We start from the raw sequence: 15,001 nt of genomic DNA, 5'->3' as shown, positions 1-15,001 counted from the left end.
GGATATCCCAGCCCGTCCGGCGTTTTCGGCTTTCCTACAGCCGCTGAATGATCGTCCCCGTGGCCACCGCCCCGCCCGCGCACATCGTGATCAGCGCGAACTCCTTGTCGCGGCGCTCCAGCTCGTGCAGGGCGGTGGCGACAAGGCGCGCCCCCGTCGCCCCGACCGGGTGGCCGATCGCGATCGCGCCGCCGTTCACGTTCACCTTCTCCAGGTCCTGCTCGAAGACCTGCGCCCAGCTCAGGACCACCGAGGCGAACGCCTCGTTGATCTCCACGAGGTCGATGTCCTTCAGGGACATCCCGGCCTTGCCCAGGACCGCCCGCGTCGCGTCGATCGGCCCGTCCAGGTGGAAGTGCGGGTCGGCCCCCACCAGCGCCTGCGCCACGATCCGCGCGCGCGGCTTCAGCTTCAGGGCCCGCGCCATCCGCTTCGACGCCCACATGATCGCCGCGGCGCCGTCCGAGATCTGCGAGGAGTTGCCCGCGGTGTGCACGGCGGTCGGCATCACCGGCTTGAGGCGCTCCAGGCCCTCCATCGTCGTGTCCCGCAGCCCCTCGTCCCGGTCGACGAGCCGCCACATGCCCTGCCCTGCGGCCTGCTCCTCCTCGGTGGTGGGCACCTGGACGGCGAAGGTCTCGCGTTTGAAGCGCTCCTCGGCCCAGGCGGTGGCCGCGCGCTCCTGCGAGATGAGGCCGAGCGAGTCGACGTTCTCCCTGGTGAGGCCCCGGTTGCGGGCGATGCGCTCGGCCGCCTCGAACTGGTTGGGCAGGTCTACGTTCCACTCCTCGGGGAACGGCTTGCCGGGCCCGTGCTTGGAGCCGGAGCCCAGCGGCACCCGTGACATCGCCTCGACACCGCAGCTGATGCCCACGTCGATGACACCGGCGGCGACCATGTTCGCGACCATGTGGCTCGCCTGCTGGGACGAGCCGCACTGACAGTCCACGGTGGTGGCCGCGGTCTCGTACGGAAGGCCCATCGTGAGCCAGGCCGTGCGCGCCGGGTTCATGGACTGTTCGCCGGCGTGCGTGACCGTGCCGCCGACGATCTGCTCGACGCAGTCGGCGTGGATGCCCGTGCGACCGAGGAGCTCCCGGTAGGTCTCGCCGAGCAGATAGGCGGGGTGGAGATTGGCGAGCGCGCCGCCGCGCTTACCTATGGGGGTGCGTACGGCTTCGACGATGACAGGTTCCGCGGCCATGGGCGTCCTCTCCATCCACATCCTTCGGGGGTGTCCCGGCACTCCCGAAGAGAACTAGTACGCGTTCTAGTTCTGCATGCAGTCTGCTGAGCCGGAGCCCGGCACCGCAAGGGGCTTGCATGCACCTTGCGCAGTACCTGCACGAAAGACGGCCCGCCCCGGGCCTTGCCACTTGTAGAACCCGTTACTACCTTGCGGGACATCTCCTGATGGACCGTCAGAAGAAAAGTGACGCTGCCCGACCGAGCTCCTGGAGTTGCCGATGCCCTGTCCAGCGCTGCCCGACGGGTTCGACTTCACCGACCCCGACCTGCTCCAAGAGCGCGTACCCCTGCCGGAGTTCGCCCAGCTGCGGCAGACGGAACCGGTGCGCTGGATCGCCCAGCCGCCGCGCATCTCCGGCTTCGACGACGCGGGCTACTGGGCCGTCACGCGGCACGCGGACGTCAAGTACGTCTCCACGCACCCGGAGTTGTTCTCCTCCAACCTCAACACCGCGGTCATCCGCTTCAACGAGACGATCAGCCGGGACCAGATCGAGGTCCAGAAGATGATCATGTTGAACATGGACCCGCCCGAGCACACCCGGGTCCGCCAGATCGTGCAGCGCGGCTTCACGCCCCGCGCCATACGTTCGCTCGAAGACGCCCTGCGCGAGCGTGCGGCCTCCATCGTCGAGTCGGCCCTGGCGAACGCCAAGGCCGACGGCTCGTTCGACTTCGTCACGAACGTCGCCGTCGAGCTTCCCCTCCAGGCCATCGCCGAGCTCATCGGCGTGCCCCAGGACGACCGGACGAAGATCTTCGACTGGTCCAACAAGATGGCGGCCTACGACGATCCGGAGTACGCGATCACCGAGGAGGTCGGCGCCGAGGCGGCCATGGAGATCGTCTCGTACGCGATGAACCTCGCCGCCGCCCGCAAGGAGTGCCCGGCCAAGGACATCGTCAGCCAGCTGGTGGCCGCCGAGGACGAGGGCAACCTCTCCTCCGACGAGTTCGGCTTCTTCGTCATCCTGCTCGCCGTGGCCGGCAACGAGACGACCCGCAACGCCATCACCCACGGCATGCACGCCTTCCTCACCCACCCCGAGCAGTGGGAGCTCTTCAAGCGCGAGCGGCCTCAGACCACCGCCGAGGAGATCGTGCGCTGGGCGACCCCCGTCGTCTCCTTCCAGCGCACCGCGACGCAGGACACCGAGATCGGGGACGTGACGATCAAGAAGGGCGACCGCGTCGGGATCTTCTACTCCTCGGCCAACAACGACCCGGAAGTCTTCGAGGAGCCGGAGAAGTTCGACATCACCCGCGACCCGAACCCGCACCTCGGATTCGGCGGCGGAGGCCCGCACTTCTGCCTCGGCAAGTCGCTCGCGGTCCTGGAGATCAACCTCATCTTCAACGCCGTCGCCGACGCGCTGCCCGATCTGCGCCTGGTCTCCGACCCCCGCAGGCTCCGCTCGGCCTGGCTGAACGGTGTCAAGGAACTGCAGGTCAACACGGGCTGACCTGCTGCCGGGGAGGCAGGGGCTTCACCCCTACGCCCCGCCCCTGCCTTCCCCCCGGCACCCGACCGCACTTGGCCGCCATCCAGGTGGCATATCCGGCCAGGTCCGGTCCGGAGCCAACGTTTCCGTTGCGTCACGCGTCTTGAGAAGCAAACGTTGCCTCTCCAAGACTTCGAACGGAAACGGTTGCCGTGGTCTTTGCAGGTCTCCCCCTCGCTCCATCGGGCAGCAGCACGCCGTCGGACCGGAAGACCTCACTCCGCGCCTTCTGCCGACGCCACCGGATCCCGCTCATCGCCACGCTGCCCACACTTCCGCTGTACGCGGTGTGGGCGGCGTTCCTCGCCACCGGCGGCGGCGACCTGGCGGCGCAGGAGGCCTGGGCGCGCTTCGCCTCCGAGCACGGGGCATCCGCGTACGGCCTGTTCTGGTACGGCGGCATGCACACCGCCAACTACAGCCTGATCTCGCCCTACTTGATGGCCGCCCTGGGCGTGAAGACGGTGACGGTGCTGTCGGGCGTCGCGGGTGCCTGGCTGGTCGCGGCCCTCGTCGAGCGGACCGGGCTGCGGCGCCCGCTGTGGCCCGCGGTGCTCGCCTCGCTCGCCGTGTGGTGCAACGTCGCATCGGGGCGCACCACGTTCGCCCTCGGCATCGCCTTCGGGTTCGCCGCGTGCCTGGTGCTCGTGCGGGACCGGCGCATCGGGGCCGCCGTGGTGTGCGCGGCCCTGGCCACCATGTCCAGTCCGGTGGCGGGCCTGTTCCTCGTGGTGGCGGGCGCCGCCTATTTCCTCGTACGGGACTGGGGGCGGGCGGCGGCGCTCGTCGTGCCGCCGGTGGTGGTCGTGGGGGCGACGACCGTGCTCTTCCCCTTCAACGGCGAGCAGTTGATGCCGTTCGACCGGATCTTCCCGCCCGTCCTTTTCAGCCTCGCGCTCATCGTGGCCGCGCCGCGCGAGTGGCGGGTGCTGCGGTGGGGAGCCGCCGTGTACGCGGCGGGGACGGTCCTGACGTATCTCATCCCGTCCCCGATCGGCACGAACGTGGAGCGCCTCGCCGAGCTGCTCGCACCCACCGCGCTGCTCGGCGCGCTCCTGATCCCCGCACTGACCCGCGCACGCCGCATCGTGCTCATCGTCGCGCTCGTCCTCTCCTCGGCCTGGGTGGGGCAGAAGACGGCGGACGACCTGACGGTGTCGACGACCGTGCCGGAGTGGGCGGCCGACACACAGGGTGTGGTGCAGGAGCTGGAGCGGCTCGGCGCCGACCGGGGGCGCGTGGAAGTGGTGCCGGCCCGCAATCACCGCGAGGCGACGGCGCTCGCCCCGTACGTGAACATGGCGCGCGGCTGGAACCGGCAGCTCGACATCGAGCGTGGCCGCCTCTTCTACGACGGGACCTTCTCGGCCGCCACCTACCGCGCGTGGCTGGACAAGTGGGCGGTCGGGTATGTGGTCCTGCCGTCGGGCAAGCCGGACGGGTTCGCCGAGGACGAGGCCGCGCTTGTCGCCAGCGGGCCCAAGTGGCTGGAGCCGGTGTGGCGGGACGCGAACTGGCGGGTTTTCCGGGTGCAGGACGCGGTGCCGATGGTGTCGAAGCCCGCGTCCGTCATCCGCTCCACCGGTTCGGCCATGGTGGTCCGCGTCCCCACCCGCGAGCCGGTGACGCTGCGCCTGGTGTACTCGCCGTGGCTCCGGGCGGAGGGAGCCTGCCTGAAGCGGCACGGCGACTTCACCCTGCTCACGGCCTCCGCGCCGGGGACGTACGAGATCAGCTCGGGGTACGGTCCTTCGCCGGGTCCTTCGACATGTCGATGACCGGCTCCGCGCCCGTGGCCACCTTCAGGGTGCTGCGGACGCGGGGCCCGGCCAGGAGGTAGCCGAGGCCGAAGCCCGCGCCGACCACGGTCGCGCCGCCCACCGCGTCCAGGATCCAGTGGTTTCCGGTGGCGACGATCGCGGAGACCGTGAACAGCGGGTGCAGCAGGCCGAGTGCCTTCATCCACCACTTCGGGGCGAGGACCAGGATCACCACACCGCACCACAGCGACCAGCCGAAGTGCAGCGAGGGCATCGCCGCGTACTGGTTGGTGAGCGCGGTCAGTGTGCCGTACTCCGGCTTGGTGAAGTCCTGCACGCCGTGGACCGTGTCGATGAAGCCCAGGTCGGGCATCAGGCGCGGCGGGGCGAGCGGGTAGAGCCAGAATCCGACGAGCGCGAGGATCGTCGCGAAGCCGAGTGCGGAGCGTGCCCAGCGGTAGTCGGCGGGGCGCCGGGCGTAGAGCACGCCGAGGACGGTCAGCGGCACCACGAAGTGGAACGACGTGTAGTAGAAGTTGAAGAACTCCTCGAGCCAACTGACCTTCACCACGGCGTGGTTGACCCAGTGCTCGATGTCGATGTGCAGGAACTGCTCGATCGAATGGATCTGCTCGCCGTGGTGTTCTGCGGTGGCCCGGCCGCCCGAGTTGGTGCCGCCCGTCGCCGCGAGCCGCGCCTGCTGGTAGGCGGAGTAGCCGACGCGGATCAGGAGCAGTTCGAGCAGGAGGTTCGGCCGGGTGGTCACGCGGCGCCAGAACGGGAGCAGCGGCACCCAGCTCCAGCGCGCGGGGGCGGGTCGCGCGTAGTCGGTGGGGACGGGCGTTTGGTACTGCGGCGCCGTACGGGACAGGAACGGTACGACGGTGGCCGCGGCGAGGGCGGCGATCAGCACGATGTTGTCGCGGACCGGCTCCACGACCGGCATGTTCGGCAGCATCATCTTGGCGGGCAGCGTCGACACGAGGACGACGGCCACCGGCCACATGTACCGGTCGGACTGCTTCTTGCCGACCCGGCCGACCACCGCGAGCAGCACCCACAGGAGCTGGTGCTGCCAGGTCGTCGGGGACACCGCGACCGCGACGCAGCCGGTGATCGCGACGGCCAGCAGGAGCTGTCCGTCCTTGGCGTAGCGGACGGCGCGGCGCAGGCCGAGCCCGATGACGGCCAGGCCGATGGCGACGAAGAGGCCGATTTCCAGCGGCCCTTCGAGGCCGAGCCGCAGCAGGGCGCCGTGCAGCGACTGGTTGGCGAGACCGCCCGGATTCGCGCCGAGGCCCGCACCGGCCAGGTGGTGCACCCAGTACGTCCACGAGTCGTGCGGCATCGAGGCCCAGGCCAGGGCGGTGCAGGCGAGGAAGGTGGCACCGGTGGAGAGCGAGGCGCGTCTGCGGCCGGTGAACCAGAAGAGGGCGGCGAAGAGCAGCACGGTGGGCTGGAGTGCGGCCCCGATGCCGATGAGGATGCCGCTGGCGCGCTCCCCGCGGACCGCGAAGCATCCGAGCAGGACGAGCAGTACGGGAATGATGCTGGTCTGGCCCAGGTACAGGGTGTTGCGCACCGGGAGCGACAGCATCAGGAGGCAGATCGCGACGGGCGCCGCGAGCAGTGACGTGCGCCGGGCCACGGGCTGCGGCAGCGCGCGGGCCGCGACGAGGCCGAGGACGACGACCAGGGCCAGCGTGCCGAACGTCCAGCCCCAGCCGAGCGCCTGCTCGGCGGCGCGGGAGAACGGTTTGAGCACGAGTCCGGCGAAGGGAGTGCCGGTGAACTTGTCGGTGTCGTAGAAGGAGCCGTTCACATGGAGGACCCCGTCGGGGCCGATCCAGGTCTCCAGATCGGTGAGCCGGTCCCCTTCCGGTGTACGCAGGACGACGATCAGCTGCCGCAGCGCCAGTACGGCGGCGATCAGCCAGAGGGCGGCACGGGCCGCCCCGATCCGCGCATTCGGTGCACCTGGCGTTCCCGCCCCGAAGGCATTTCCCGGTCCCCCGTGCTCAACATTCGCCACGCGTCGTCGGCCCTCCCGCCCCATTCTTCATCTCTGCCCGGTCCCAACGTCCGGCCGGCGCCGAGAGTTCTCTGTCGGCTCCGGAGGCCGGCGGTCGGCTCCGAGAGGCTCGCGCCCTCAGGTGAGACGCACGCAACCCCCATTTCACCTGTCAGCCATCACCGCTTTCTACCGGCTTTCGCACAGATTTCCCAACTGACTGTTTCGTCCGGGCAGCCCGCCGGATCTCCACCGAGTGCCCACTTCCCCTCCATGAGACGCCTGTCGGCCGCTGGGCGCGGTTCCTTGCACGAAGGGCGACATAGATCACAAAGGCGCCCTGTCGCCGCCTTCACAAGCGGAACCATTCGCCCTGGATAGCGGCACATTCCCGGCGGTATGCGGTCGACCGGACACCCAACGTAATGGTGCCGTCTACACCTATGGTCGTTTTCGAGCCGCCCCCTGCTGGGCGGCTCTGTCCTTGTCGTCAACCGAGAGGCAGGCGAGCGAACCCTTGCCGGCAGCCGCAGCCATCGCACCCGTAGCCCCGCAGACCCAGGCCCCTCCGTCCGCGCCCACCTCGGCGGACGTCACCGTCGTCGACCCGGCGATGGTCAAGCGGGCGGTGAAGGCGGCCGCGCTCGGCAACGCGATGGAGTGGTTCGACTTCGGCGTCTACAGCTACATCGCCGTGACGCTCGGCAAGGTCTTCTTCCCGTCGGGCAACCCGACGGCCCAGCTTCTCTCCACCTTCGGCGCCTTCGCCGCGGCCTTCCTGATCCGCCCGCTCGGCGGCATGGTCTTCGGCCCGCTCGGCGACCGCATCGGCCGCCAGAAGATCCTCGCGCTCACCATGATCATGATGGCGGCGGGCACCTTCGCGATCGGCCTCATCCCCTCCTACGCGTCCATCGGCGTGGGCGCCCCGATCCTCCTGCTGATCGCCCGCCTGGTGCAGGGCTTCTCGACCGGCGGCGAGTACGCGGGCGCGTCCACCTTCATCGCCGAGTACGCCCCCGACAAGAAGCGCGGCTTCCTCGGCAGCTGGCTGGAGTTCGGCACCCTCGCCGGTTACATCGGCGGCGCGGGCCTCGTGACCCTGATGACGGCCCTCCTCTCCACCGAGGACCTCCTCACCTGGGGCTGGCGCATCCCCTTCCTGATCGCGGGTCCGATGGGCCTGATCGGCCTGTACCTGCGGATGAAGCTGGAAGAGACCCCCGCCTTCGCGGCGGAGCTCACCAAGGCCCACAAGAACGAGCAGTCCCGCCCGAAGGTGCGCCTGCGCGAGATGGTCACGGGTCAGTGGAAGTCGCTGCTCCTGTGCATGGGCCTGGTCCTGGTCTTCAACGTCACGGACTACATGCTCCTTTCGTACATGCCGAGCTATCTGACGAGCGAGCTGAAGTACGACGAGACGCACGGGCTCCTGGTCGTGCTCGCCGTGATGGCGCTGATGATGTGCGTCCAGCCGTTCGCGGGCGCGCTGACCGACCGCGTGGGCCGCCGCCCGGTGATCGCCGCGGGCTGCGCGGGCTTCCTGCTCCTCTCGGTCCCGGCCCTGCTCCTGATCCGCCAGGGCTCGCTCTGGGCGATCGGCCTCGGCATGGCGGCACTGGGCCTGCTCCTGGTCTGCTTCACGGCTTCGATGCCGTCGACGCTCCCGGCCCTGTTCCCCACGAAGGTCCGCTACGGCTCGCTCTCCATCGGCTTCAACATCTCCGTATCGATCTTCGGAGGCACGACACCGCTGGTCGTGACGGCACTGATCGGGGCGACCGGCAACATGATGATGCCCGCGTACTACATGATGGCGGCGGCCGTGGTGGGCGGCATCGCGGTGTGGTTCATGAGGGAGAGCGCGGGACGTCCGCTGCCGGGATCGCTGCCGGCGGTGGAGAAGTAGCCCGTCATGGGGGTCCCCCCTGCTCTTTAAGAGCTTGGGGGAGTTTGAGGACGAACTCGGCGAAGCCGGTGATGACGCCCGCCAAGACCAAGGCCCTCGCGCCGAGCGAGTTTTCGGGAAGGGGCGGGGTTGGGGAAAAGCCCCCCCCTACCCCACCGGCACCCCCGCCTGCCACCCGACAAACAAAGGCACCTCCCCCGCCCCGTCAAGCACCACAACCCCGAACGGCCGGTTGAAGGCAAGCCACTCGATCCGCCGAGGAACAAACGCACCGCCCGGCGCCATGGGCACGGCAGTGACCGCCGCCCCCTCAACCCCCTCCTCGGCAACCCGCACCACCGCCTCCTGCACGACCTGCGATATCGCAAGCCGCTCCGGCGACATCCCGGAGAAGTCGGCCCCCTCGGAGAAGGCCCACCGCACCCCCAGCGCGGCCAACTGCTCCGAAGCGTCGACCCGCGTCCGCAACGACATCCGCGGCACCGCCATATTGATCTGCTCGGCGTCGATCCCGGTCCACCGCCCCTCCGGAGCCCAGGCGAGCGGCAGCACCTCCGCGGCCCCCGCCCCCGGCTCACCGAGGACGAACCGCACCCGCGCAGGCGCCCGCCCGCCCTCCGCCCGGCACTTCAGCTCCACGACGCTCGCCCCGCCCACCGTCCACGCACAGTTCAGCGGAACGGGCCGATGCATCGTGGGCACCCGGTGCCGCACGCCGAGCGCGTCGGTGAAGTCCTGGTCACGCGTGCCCGCCCCCTCAAAGGGAATCTCCCAACGCGCTTTGAGGGCCAGCGCATTGACGAGCACCAACAGCACATCCGGCGTGATGACCACCGGCAGCCGCTCGATCAGCCCGCCCGTCGCCTCCCGCACCCAAGCGTCGACATCGCCCGGGTCCATCGGCCCGAACCCCACGTCCGGCAGCGCTTCGCGATAGGCGCGGTACACCGGAACCCGGCTCCACACCCGGGTGGCGACAGCCACCGCGTCCGTACCGGCCAACGCCCCCGCGGCCTCCGTGACCACACCGGCGGCGTCCTCCCCCGCGACGCCGAGCAACTCCCGCAGCTCCCCGGCGGTCTCCTCCCGCGCACCCACCGCGACCGCTGCCAGCGCGAGCCACAACCCGGCGGGCGAGCACACGAAGTCCCCCGGAACCCCGCCCTCGCTCCCCCGCCCCCCGGCCATCAGCGGCAGCCATCGATCCGCGAGCCCCCGGATCGCCACCGCCGGCAACACCTGCTCGGTCCCGTACGTCATCTCAACCCCCCGCAGTCCACTGCACTCGTCCCGCCAATACAGCTCGACGACTTCAGTATGCGAGTCCCCACTGACAATCGACCCTCACGCAACTAACATCGTTAGCGAACCTAACGAAACCCGGAAAGCGAAACCCGGAAAGCGGAAGCCGGAAGCGGAAACCGGGACCGGAAACCGAAAGGCCCACATGACCCAGCAGCAATGGACCGCGGTGGACACCTACTTCACCGACCTGCTCGCCCCCGCCGACGAGGCGCTGACCGCGGCCCTGCACGACAGCGACGCCGCCGGTCTGCCGCAGATCAGCGTCGCGCCGAACCAGGGCAAGCTGCTCCAGCTCCTCGCTCAGATCCAGGGTGCGCACCGCATCCTGGAGATCGGCACGCTCGGCGGCTACAGCACCATCTGGCTGGCCCGCGCCCTGCCGGCGGACGGCCACTTGATCACCCTGGAGTACTCCCCGGTCCACGCCGACGTGGCCCGCGGCAACCTCGCCCGCGCCGGCCTCGACAAGCTCACCGAGGTGCGGGTCGGCCCGGCCCTCGACTCGCTCGCCGCGCTCGTGGCCGAGGACGCGGGCCCCTTCGACCTGGTCTTCATCGACGCGGACAAGGCCAACAACCCGCACTACGTGGAGTGGTCGCTCAAGCTCACCCGCCCCGGCAGCCTCATCATCGTCGACAACGTCGTACGTAACGGCGGTGTGGCCGACGCCGACAGCACCGACCCCGGCGTACAGGGCACGCGCAAGGCGCTCGAACTCATCGCCCGGCACCCCAAGCTGACCGGCACGGCGCTGCAGACGGTGGGCACGAAGGGCTACGACGGCCTGGCCCTGGCCCGCGTACTGGACTGAGCACCCGAACCGGCCGGGCAGCCTCAACCCCTCTCTGCCCTACCCCCCCCTCAACCCTCGTGATAGAAACCGACGTTCACGCTGCGCGGCCCGGCCCGGTCCTGGATGACGACCTCGCCGGTCCCGCCCCGTGGCAGCGGCGCGGTCCCGCCGTACTCAAGAGGCGCCGCCACCCCGCTCACCGTGAGGCGCACCTGAGACGCGGGCTCGGCGTGCGATCCGCGCAGCCAGGTGACGGTCCAGGCCCCGTCGGTCCCGCAGCGGAACTCCAGATGCGTACGCGACACGAACAGCCAGTCGTCCGGCGGCACCAGACGGCACACCCCACGATCACGCCCCACCCGCAGCACGGCACCCGGTGCGCTCGGCGCGTCAGCCATGAGCATGCCCGCGGTCGCCCCCTCGTCCGCCCCGGTCATAGAGGCCATGGTCAACTCCAGCACGTACGTCTCCCCCCCACTCTCGACCAACCGGACGCGAGCCCCCGGAGCCCGCTTCCAGCCGCTCCGCACCGCGCCGCACCGCGCCGCCGCATCCTAAGACGCCCCCCGCACGAAAGCACCGCCCCCGGAACCACAGGCTGACACGGACCGACCCGGACTGACCCGGACTGAGTCTGTCGGACACATGCGCGAGGATGGGCGGATGAGCATCGTGAAAATCAACGTCCTGACCGTGCCGGCCGAGCAGCGAGAGGTCCTGGAGAAGCGCTTCGCGTCCCGCGCGGGCGCCGTGGAGAACTCGGACGGCTTCGAGTGGTTCGAGCTGCTGCGCCCCATCGAAGGGACCGACGACTACCTGGTCTACACGCGGTGGCGTGACGAGGAGTCCTTCAAGGCGTGGATGGAGGGCCCCATGAAGTCGGCGCACCAGGGCGGCGGCGCGGCCGGCGGTGAGCGGCCCAAGCCCGCGTCGAGCAGCGCCGCGGTGTGGTCGTTCGAGGTCGTCCAGCAGGCCTCGCCCAAGGGGCAGTAGCGGCCGGGAAAAACCGATACCGGCGCGCCTCTCCGCCGTGGTGCGATGGGCCTCATGATGTCCACAGACCGGATACTCGCCTTCGCGGCGATGTCCTTCCTGCTGATCGTGATCCCCGGGCCCAGCGTCCTGTTCGTGGTCGGACGGGCGCTGGCGCAGGGGCGCCGTGCCGCGCTGACCACGGTGGTGGGGAACACGATCGGCGCGTACGTGCTCGTCGTGGCCGTCGCGCTCGGCGTCGGGTCCGTCGTGGAGCGCTCGGTCGCCGTCTTCACGGCGCTCAAACTGCTCGGCGCCGCCTACCTCGTATATCTGGGGATCAAAGCGGTGCGCCAACGCAAGTCGCTGCACGCCGCGTTCACCGGTGACGGCCCCGTGCACAGCGGCCTGCGTACGTTGTGGGAAGGGTTCGCGGTCGGTGTGGCCAACCCCAAGACCATCGTCTTCTTCGCCGCCGTACTGCCGCAGTTCGTCGATCGCGAGCAGGGGCACGTCTGGCTGCAGATGCTGGTGCTGGGGCTCGTCTTCAACGCCATCGCCGTGGCGTCCGACAGCGTGTGGGGCCTGGCCGCGGCCACCGCGCGCGGCTGGTTCGCGCACTCGCCGCGGCGGCTCTCGATGATCGGCGGGGTCGGCGGCCTCACCATGATCGGCCTCGGCGTGAGTATCGCCGCGACCGGGCGCAAGGAGTGACCGCAATGACTTCCACCGATGCCCGTACCGCGAACCCCGCCTCCTGGGCAGTGACCCCGGAAGAGGTCGGCTCCCCCGTCGCCGCGGCGCTCTGGCGCACGTACTACACGGAGGTCAGCGACCGGTACTACCTCCTCCATGAGGGGCGCAGGACCGCACCCGAAGAGCTGGAGCGCGAGATCGCGGCGGAGACGGGCGACGACCTCCGTCCGCCCACCGGCACACTCCTTGTCGCCCGGTACGGCGGTGAGCCCGCGGGGACGGCCGGGGTGCGGCTCATGGGCGACATGAAGGGTGTCCGTACCGCCGAGCTCAAGCGCGTCTTCCTCCGCGAGGACATGCGCGGCCGTGGCGGCGCCGCGCTCCTCCTCGCCGCCGCCGAGGACGCGGCCCGCGCACTCGGCGCGGAGCAGATCATGCTCGACACCCGCCTCGATCTCGTCGAGGCCAGGGCGCTCTACGCCCGGCACGGATACGAGGAGAGCGAACCGCTCACCGAGCGGATGTACGCCGAGTGCTGGTACGTCAAGAAGCTGGCCCCGTCAGCCGGTTGAGGCCACCGGAACGGGGCGGCCTCGCGGCGCCGCTCATGCCGCGAGGCCACGCTGGACCGGCCTGCCGTCGTGCGGCCGTTCGGCGTCCGAGCCGCACATCTCGGCGCCGAGTTCCTCGACGAGCTTGACCAGGTCGGTGGGCCGGTCGGGGCCCCACCAGTCGCCGAGCAGCTCGGCGAGGGACTCCTCGCGGGCCTTGGACAGGGCCGCCACCGCCGTCCGCCCCTCGTCGGTCAGGATCAGGCCCATGCCCTCGCGGCGGCCGAGACGGCGCTCCTCGACCTGGCGGGAGGCCGCCGTGATCACCGAGAGCGGCACGGTGCTGCGGTCGGCGAGCGTCGCCGGTTCGACGTGGCCGTGGCGGCTGATGCGCAGCAGGAGCCAGCTCGCGGCGGGCAGCAGGTCCAGGCCCGCGCGCTCCGTGATGCGCACGTAGATCTCGCGGCGGCCCTCCCGTGTGCCGAGGGCGGACAGGGCCCTGGCCACCTCGTCGTACGAGGAGCGCTCGACGGGGTTGCTGGCGAGCGTCTGTGTGGTGTCGGGCGCCGTGACCGAGCGGCGCAGCTTGTCCTCGCGCAGGAACCAGGCGAGGACGAAGGCCACCAGGGCCGCGGGCACCGCGTACAGGAAGACGTCCGTGATGGCCGAGGCGTAGGCGTGCAGGACGCCGGGGCGCAGCGACGCCGGGAGTTCGGCGATGCCACGCGGGTCGGCCTTGAGGGAGTCCGCGCTGACCCCGGGCGGCAGCGCCTGGCCCGCGACGGCGTCGGAGAGCTTGGTGACGAGCCGGTTGGCGAATATCGTGCCGAAGATGGCGACTCCGAAGGAGGCGCCGATGGAGCGGAAGAACGTCGCGCCGGACGTGGCGACGCCCAGATCCCCGTACGGGACCGCGTTCTGCACGATGAGCACCAAGACCTGCATGACCAGGCCGAGCCCGAAGCCGAAGACGAAGAAGTAGGCGCTCATCTCGCCCGTGCCGCTGTTCTCGTTCAGCTGGTGGAGCAGGAGCAGGCCGAGCGCCGTGATGCCGGTGCCCGCGACCGGGAAGACCTTCCAGCGGCCCGTACGGCTGACGATCTGGCCGGACGCGGTCGACGAGATCAGCATGCCGATCACCATCGGCAGCATGTGCACGCCCGACATCGTGGGCGAGACGCCCTGGACGACCTGGAGGAACGTCGGCAGGTAGGTCATCGCGCCGAACATCGCGAAGCCGACCACGAAGCTGATGATCGCGGAGAGCGTGAACGTCCTGACCCGGAAGAGCTTCAGCGGAATGACCGGTTCGGCCGCCCTGCGCTCGATGGAGACGAAGGCCGCGGCGAGCACGACGCCGAGCACCGCGAGGCCGATGATCTGCGGCGATGCCCAGTCCCAGGTGGTGCCGCCGAGCGAGGCGACGAGGACGAGGCAGGTGGCGACGGCCGCGATCAGGAAGGTGCCGAGGTAGTCGATGGTGTGCTTCGTCGAGCGCACCGGGATGTGCAGGGCGGCGGCGATGACGACGAGCGCGACGACGCCGATGGGCAGGTTGACGTAGAAGACCCAGCGCCAGCTGAGGTGCTCGGTGAACAGGCCGCCGAGCAGGGGTCCAAGGACGCTGGTGGCACCGAAGACCGCACCGAACAGGCCCTGGTACTTGCCTCGCTCGCGGGGCGAGACGATGTCGCCGACGATCGCCATCGACAGGACCATGAGTCCGCCGCCGCCGATTCCCTGGAGCGCGCGGAAGCCGATGAGCTGCGGCATGTTCTGCGCCATGCCGCACAGGGCCGAGCTGATCAGGAAGATCACGATGGCCAGCTGGAACAGCTTCTTGCGGCCGTACTGGTCGCCGAGCTTGCCCCAGAGCGGCGTCGCCGCCGTCGCGGCGAGCAGATACGCGGTGACGACCCAGGACAGGTGCTCCATGCCGCCGAGTTCGCTGACGATGGTGGGAAGAGCGGTCGAGACGATGGTCTGGTCGAGGGCGGCGAGCAGCATGCCGAGCAGCAGCGCGCCGATGGAGACCAGTACGCCGCCGTGCGCGTGCCCGTCCGGTGGCCGGGGGACGGGGTCCGGCTCCGGTTCCACGGGGCGGGCGCTGACGTCCTGTGCCATGGACACACACCTCCTGAGGGCGCCTGCGTGTCCTGCGAGGGCCTCTCCTTCCATCCTGGTCCGTGAGACCCGTTATGGCCTGTTGAAGCCGGGATCTGCATAATCGCTGGAGTTCTCTAGGGGTGGGGTA

General features: G+C 70.0%; 12 protein-coding genes. 7 read left to right on the top strand and 5 right to left on the bottom strand.

Annotation, left to right across the window (positions count from 1 at the left end):
* Window positions 1-34: 34 nt before the first annotated feature.
* Window positions 35-1,204 (bottom strand): steroid 3-ketoacyl-CoA thiolase, encoded by a 1,170-nt coding sequence (locus ACWFR3_RS05400; RefSeq protein WP_453733217.1) that lies wholly within the window; start codon window positions 1,202-1,204, stop codon window positions 35-37.
* A gap of 262 nt (window positions 1,205-1,466) precedes the next feature.
* Here ACWFR3_RS05400 and ACWFR3_RS05395 point away from each other — a divergent pair, with 262 nt between their 5' ends.
* Both ACWFR3_RS05395 and ACWFR3_RS05390 read left to right on the top strand, forming a co-directional pair.
* Window positions 1,467-2,711 carry a cytochrome P450 gene (locus ACWFR3_RS05395; RefSeq protein ID WP_453733216.1) on the top strand — a complete coding sequence of 415 codons (1,245 nt, stop codon included), beginning with the start codon at window positions 1,467-1,469 and terminating at the stop codon, window positions 2,709-2,711.
* A gap of 191 nt (window positions 2,712-2,902) precedes the next feature.
* On the top strand, window positions 2,903-4,528 hold the full coding sequence (locus tag ACWFR3_RS05390) for a hypothetical protein (protein WP_453733215.1): 1,626 nt from the start codon (window positions 2,903-2,905) through the stop codon (window positions 4,526-4,528).
* Here ACWFR3_RS05390 and ACWFR3_RS05385 read toward each other — a convergent pair.
* Window positions 4,482-6,542: a bifunctional glycosyltransferase 87/phosphatase PAP2 family protein gene (locus ACWFR3_RS05385; RefSeq protein ID WP_453733214.1), complete on the bottom strand. Its 2,061-nt coding sequence runs from the start codon at window positions 6,540-6,542 to the stop codon at window positions 4,482-4,484. The genes ACWFR3_RS05390 and ACWFR3_RS05385 overlap by 47 nt on opposite strands.
* Window positions 6,543-7,056: 514 nt before the next feature.
* On the opposite strand from ACWFR3_RS05385, the gene proP reads away from it, so the two are divergent.
* Window positions 7,057-8,430 (top strand): glycine betaine/L-proline transporter ProP, encoded by a 1,374-nt coding sequence (proP, locus tag ACWFR3_RS05380; protein WP_453733226.1) that lies wholly within the window; start codon window positions 7,057-7,059, stop codon window positions 8,428-8,430.
* A gap of 147 nt (window positions 8,431-8,577) precedes the next feature.
* Here the strand turns inward: proP and ACWFR3_RS05375 are convergent, their stop codons facing one another.
* On the bottom strand, window positions 8,578-9,690 hold the full coding sequence (locus ACWFR3_RS05375; RefSeq protein ID WP_453733213.1) for a serpin family protein: 1,113 nt from the start codon (window positions 9,688-9,690) through the stop codon (window positions 8,578-8,580).
* A 187-nt stretch (window positions 9,691-9,877) separates the two neighbouring features.
* Between ACWFR3_RS05375 and ACWFR3_RS05370 the strand changes: the two genes are divergently transcribed.
* Window positions 9,878-10,546, top strand: a complete 669-nt coding sequence (locus tag ACWFR3_RS05370; protein ID WP_453733212.1) for an O-methyltransferase — start codon at window positions 9,878-9,880, stop codon at window positions 10,544-10,546.
* Between the two features lie 50 nt (window positions 10,547-10,596).
* On the opposite strand, the gene ACWFR3_RS05365 is transcribed toward ACWFR3_RS05370, so the two are convergent.
* Window positions 10,597-10,989 (bottom strand): hypothetical protein, encoded by a 393-nt coding sequence (locus tag ACWFR3_RS05365; RefSeq protein WP_453733211.1) that lies wholly within the window; start codon window positions 10,987-10,989, stop codon window positions 10,597-10,599.
* Window positions 10,990-11,191: 202 nt separating this feature from the next.
* Between ACWFR3_RS05365 and ACWFR3_RS05360 the strand changes: the two genes are divergently transcribed.
* The 3 genes from ACWFR3_RS05360 to ACWFR3_RS05350 are packed head-to-tail and all read left to right on the top strand — an operon-like array spanning window position 11,192 to window position 12,768.
* Window positions 11,192-11,521: an antibiotic biosynthesis monooxygenase family protein gene (locus ACWFR3_RS05360; protein WP_453733210.1), complete on the top strand. Its 330-nt coding sequence runs from the start codon at window positions 11,192-11,194 to the stop codon at window positions 11,519-11,521.
* A gap of 54 nt (window positions 11,522-11,575) precedes the next feature.
* Window positions 11,576-12,214, top strand: coding sequence for a LysE family translocator (locus ACWFR3_RS05355; protein ID WP_453733209.1), 639 nt, complete (start codon window positions 11,576-11,578; stop codon window positions 12,212-12,214).
* A 5-nt stretch (window positions 12,215-12,219) separates the two neighbouring features.
* Window positions 12,220-12,768 carry a GNAT family N-acetyltransferase gene (locus tag ACWFR3_RS05350; RefSeq protein WP_453733208.1) on the top strand — a complete coding sequence of 183 codons (549 nt, stop codon included), beginning with the start codon at window positions 12,220-12,222 and terminating at the stop codon, window positions 12,766-12,768.
* A 33-nt stretch (window positions 12,769-12,801) separates the two neighbouring features.
* Here ACWFR3_RS05350 and ACWFR3_RS05345 read toward each other — a convergent pair whose 3' ends face one another.
* The gene (locus ACWFR3_RS05345) at window positions 12,802-14,871 is read right to left on the bottom strand and encodes a DHA2 family efflux MFS transporter permease subunit (protein ID WP_453733207.1); all 2,070 of its coding nucleotides are present in this window, start codon (window positions 14,869-14,871) and stop codon (window positions 12,802-12,804) included.
* Window positions 14,872-15,001 lie beyond the last annotated feature (130 nt).

Source organism: Streptomyces sp. NPDC055189 (assembly GCF_053606765.1).
Note: the sequence above shows the minus strand (reverse complement) of the source record. Positions and strands in the feature narration are given on the sequence as shown.